2 protein-coding genes are annotated in these 3,842 nt (G+C 48.1%); both read left to right on the top strand.

Annotation, left to right across the window (positions count from 1 at the left end; genetic code table 11):
* Positions 1-3,086 (top strand): LPXTG cell wall anchor domain-containing protein (locus tag GEZ84_RS10510; protein WP_194252073.1); only part of this gene is annotated, 3,086 nt, incomplete at its 5' end.
* Positions 3,087-3,696: 610 nt separating this feature from the next.
* The coding region (locus GEZ84_RS11175; RefSeq protein ID WP_194252072.1) for a KxYKxGKxW signal peptide domain-containing protein at positions 3,697-3,842 on the top strand (146 nt) is incomplete at its 3' end.

Here is a 3,842-nt window from a genome sequence, read left to right as displayed (position 1 = left end):
CGTCAGCTAGTCAGTCTGCATCGACAAGTGCAAGCCAATCAGCCAGCACATCGGCATCTGAATCAGCGTCAACAAGTGCAAGCCAATCAGCCAGCACATCGGCATCTGAATCAGCCTCAACAAGTGCGAGCCAATCAGCAAGCACATCAGCTAGTCAGTCCGCATCGACAAGTGCAAGCCAATCAGCCAGCACCTCAGCTAGCCAATCAGCCAGCACATCGGCATCTGAGTCAGCATCAACAAGTGCCTCAGCGTCAGCCAGCACAAGCGCATCTGAGTCAGCGTCAACAAGTGCGTCTGCATCAGCAAGCACATCGGCATCTGAATCAGCCTCAACAAGTGCATCAGCATCAGCCTCAACAAGTGCCTCAGCGTCAGCAAGCACAAGTGCATCTGAATCAGCATCAACAAGTGCCTCAGCGTCAGCAAGCACAAGTGCTAGTCAGTCCGCATCGACAAGTGCAAGCCAATCAGCCAGCACGTCAGCTAGTCAGTCGGCATCAACAAGTGCCTCAGCGTCAGCAAGCACAAGCGCATCTGAGTCAGCCTCAACAAGTGCGAGCCAATCAGCAAGCACAAGCGCATCTGAGTCAGCCTCAACAAGTGCGTCTGCATCAGCCAGCACAAGCGCATCTGAATCAGCCTCAACAAGTGCGTCTGCATCAGCCAGCACAAGCGCATCTGAGTCAGTATCAACAAGTGCATCAGCATCAGCCAGCACAAGCGCATCTGAATCAGCCTCAACAAGTGCGTCTGCATCAGCCAGCACAAGCGCATCTGAGTCAGCCTCAACAAGTGCCTCAGCGTCAGCAAGCACAAGCGCATCTGAGTCAGCCTCAACAAGTGCGAGCCAATCAGCAAGCACATCGGCATCTGAATCAGCCTCAACAAGTGCGTCTGCATCAGCCAGCACATCGGCATCTGAATCAGCCTCAACAAGTGCGTCTGCATCAGCAAGCACCTCAGCATCAGAATCAGCCTCAACAAGTGCATCAGCGTCAGCAAGCACCTCAGCTAGTCAGTCGGCTTCAACAAGTGCAAGTCAATCAGCCAGCACGTCAGCTAGTCAGTCGGCATCGACAAGTGCGAGCCAATCAGCCAGCACGTCAGCTAGTCAGTCGGCATCGACAAGTGCGAGCCAATCAGCCAGCACGTCAGCTAGTCAGTCAGCCTCAACAAGTGCGTCTGCATCAGCCAGCACAAGCGCATCAGAATCAGCCTCAACAAGTGCCTCAGCGTCAGCAAGCACAAGTGCAAGCCAATCAGCAAGCACATCAGCTTCTGAATCAGCCTCAACAAGTGCGTCTGCATCAGCCAGCACAAGCGCATCTGAGTCAGCCTCAACAAGTGCGTCTGCATCAGCCAGCACAAGCGCATCTGAATCAGCATCAACAAGTGCGTCAGCGTCAGCAAGCACAAGCGCATCTGAGTCAGCCTCAACAAGTGCGAGCCAATCAGCAAGCACATCGGCATCTGAATCAGCCTCAACAAGTGCGAGCCAATCAGCCAGCACATCGGCATCTGAATCAGCCTCAACAAGTGCGAGCCAATCAGCCAGCACAAGCGTATCTGAGTCAGCCTCAACAAGTGCCTCAGCATCAGCAAGCACAAGCGCATCTGAGTCAGCCTCAACAAGTGCGTCTGCATCAGCAAGCACAAGTGCATCTGAATCAGCCTCAACAAGTGCATCAGCATCAGCAAGCACATCGGCATCTGAATCAGCCTCAACAAGTGCCTCAGCGTCAGCCAGCACAAGCGCATCTGAATCAGCCTCAACAAGTGCCTCAGCGTCAGCCAGCACAAGCGCATCTGAATCAGCCTCAACAAGTGCGTCTGCATCAGCCAGCACAAGCGCATCTGAATCAGCCTCAACAAGTGCATCAGCATCAGCAAGCACATCGGCATCTGAATCAGCATCAACAAGTGCCTCAGCGTCAGCCAGCACATCAGCTAGCCAGTCAGCATCGACAAGTGCATCTGCATCAGCAAGCACAAGCGCATCTGAATCAGCCTCAACAAGTGCCTCAGCGTCAGCCAGCACAAGTGCATCTGAATCAGCATCAACAAGTGCCTCAGCGTCAGCCAGCACATCGGCATCTGAGTCAGCATCAACAAGTGCATCAGCGTCAGCAAGCACAAGCGCATCTGAATCAGCCTCAACAAGTGCCTCAGCATCAGCCAGCGCCTCAGCTAGTCAGTCAGCCTCAACAAGTGCATCAGCATCAGCCAGCACAAGCGCATCTGAGTCAGCCTCAACAAGTGCATCAGCGTCAGCCAGCACAAGCGCATCTGAATCAGCATCAACAAGTGCGTCTGCATCAGCCAGCACAAGCGCATCTGAATCAGCCTCAACAAGTGCGTCAGCGTCAGCCAGCACATCGGCATCTGAGTCAGCCTCAACAAGTGCGTCTGCATCAGCAAGCACAAGCGCATCTGAGTCAGCCTCAACAAGTGCGAGCCAATCAGCCAGCACCTCGGCATCTGAATCAGCAAGCACAAGCGCATCTGAGTCAGCATCAACAAGTGCCTCAGCGTCAGCAAGCACAAGCGCATCTGAATCAGCCTCAACAAGTGCGAGCCAATCAGCAAGCACAAGCGCCTCTGAGTCAGCCTCAACAAGTGCATCAGCATCAGCAAGCACAAGCGCATCTGAGTCAGCCTCAACAAGTGCGTCTGCATCAGCAAGCACAAGTGCATCTGAGTCAGCAAGCACAAGCGCATCAGAATCAGCCAGCACAAGCGCATCAGAATCAGCCTCAACAAGTGCTTCAGAATCAGCAAGCACAAGTGCATCTGAGTCAGCAAGCACATCAGCTTCAGAATCAGCAAGTACATCAGCCTCTGAATCAGCGTCAACAAGTGCTTCAGAATCAGCAAGCACAAGCGCATCAGAATCAGCATCAACAAGTGCTTCAGAATCAGCAAGCACGTCAGCGTCAGAATCAGCAGGTAAGTCAAGACAGCAATTGCCGAATACAGGTACAGAGGCTTCTAAATCATCTGTACTCCTTGGAGCTTTGGCAGCTGTGACTGGTCTAGGTCTTGTTGCTAAGCGTCGGAAACGTGATGATGAAGATGAAGTATAATGTCTTGTCTTAAAATAACCATTTTCAAAAATAAATAGGTTAGAAAAGAGCTTGAGACAAAATAGTTCTCAATCACAAGAAAGCTAGAGATTCCCAATAGCGGAACTCTAGCTTTTTAATTTTGAGTCGTTCTTTTATTGATAGTATATTGAAACTAGAATAGTACGTTATAGGTGCTGTTTTTCTGATTTATTCTATAGCAAATAGGAGCCAAAAATATTTATGTATTGTTTCATGCTAATGTAGCTTGCTATAGATATAAAAAGATATGCAAGTATACAAATATCACAGAAAATCAATATATTAACAAATAGAGTATAATTTTCCAGTTCTAGTTTAATGTTTTGTAACAAAAATTTAATATTTCTAAATATAAATACATAAAATGATTAAGAATTAAATTTATAGACTTTGAAACCGCTTAAAATCTGGAATCTTATTGATAATTATAAAAAATTACAAATCAGGATTTAGTAATATAAAAATGCTTTTTTTTTTTTAGGTAAAAATGTTTTGAAACTTATTGAATTACTTGAATCTAAAGTGTATAATATAGAATGGTATTTTATCAATAAATACACATAAAAATAAAAGGAAGGGAATCTAAAACATGTTTTTTAGACGCCAAGAAGGTGAATATAGAGAGACGGATCGTGTGACCCGTTTCAAGTTGATCAAGTCGGGTAAGCATTGGTTGCGTGCCTCGACCTCTCAATTTGGTCTCTTTAAAGTCTTGAGAGGTGGTGTAGATGCTGC

It is taken from the genome of Streptococcus mitis (assembly GCF_009496155.1).
GTDB lineage: Bacteria > Bacillota > Bacilli > Lactobacillales > Streptococcaceae > Streptococcus > Streptococcus mitis_BQ.
The sequence above is the reverse complement of the archived record's forward strand: the minus strand, read 5'-3'. Positions and strand labels throughout refer to the sequence as shown.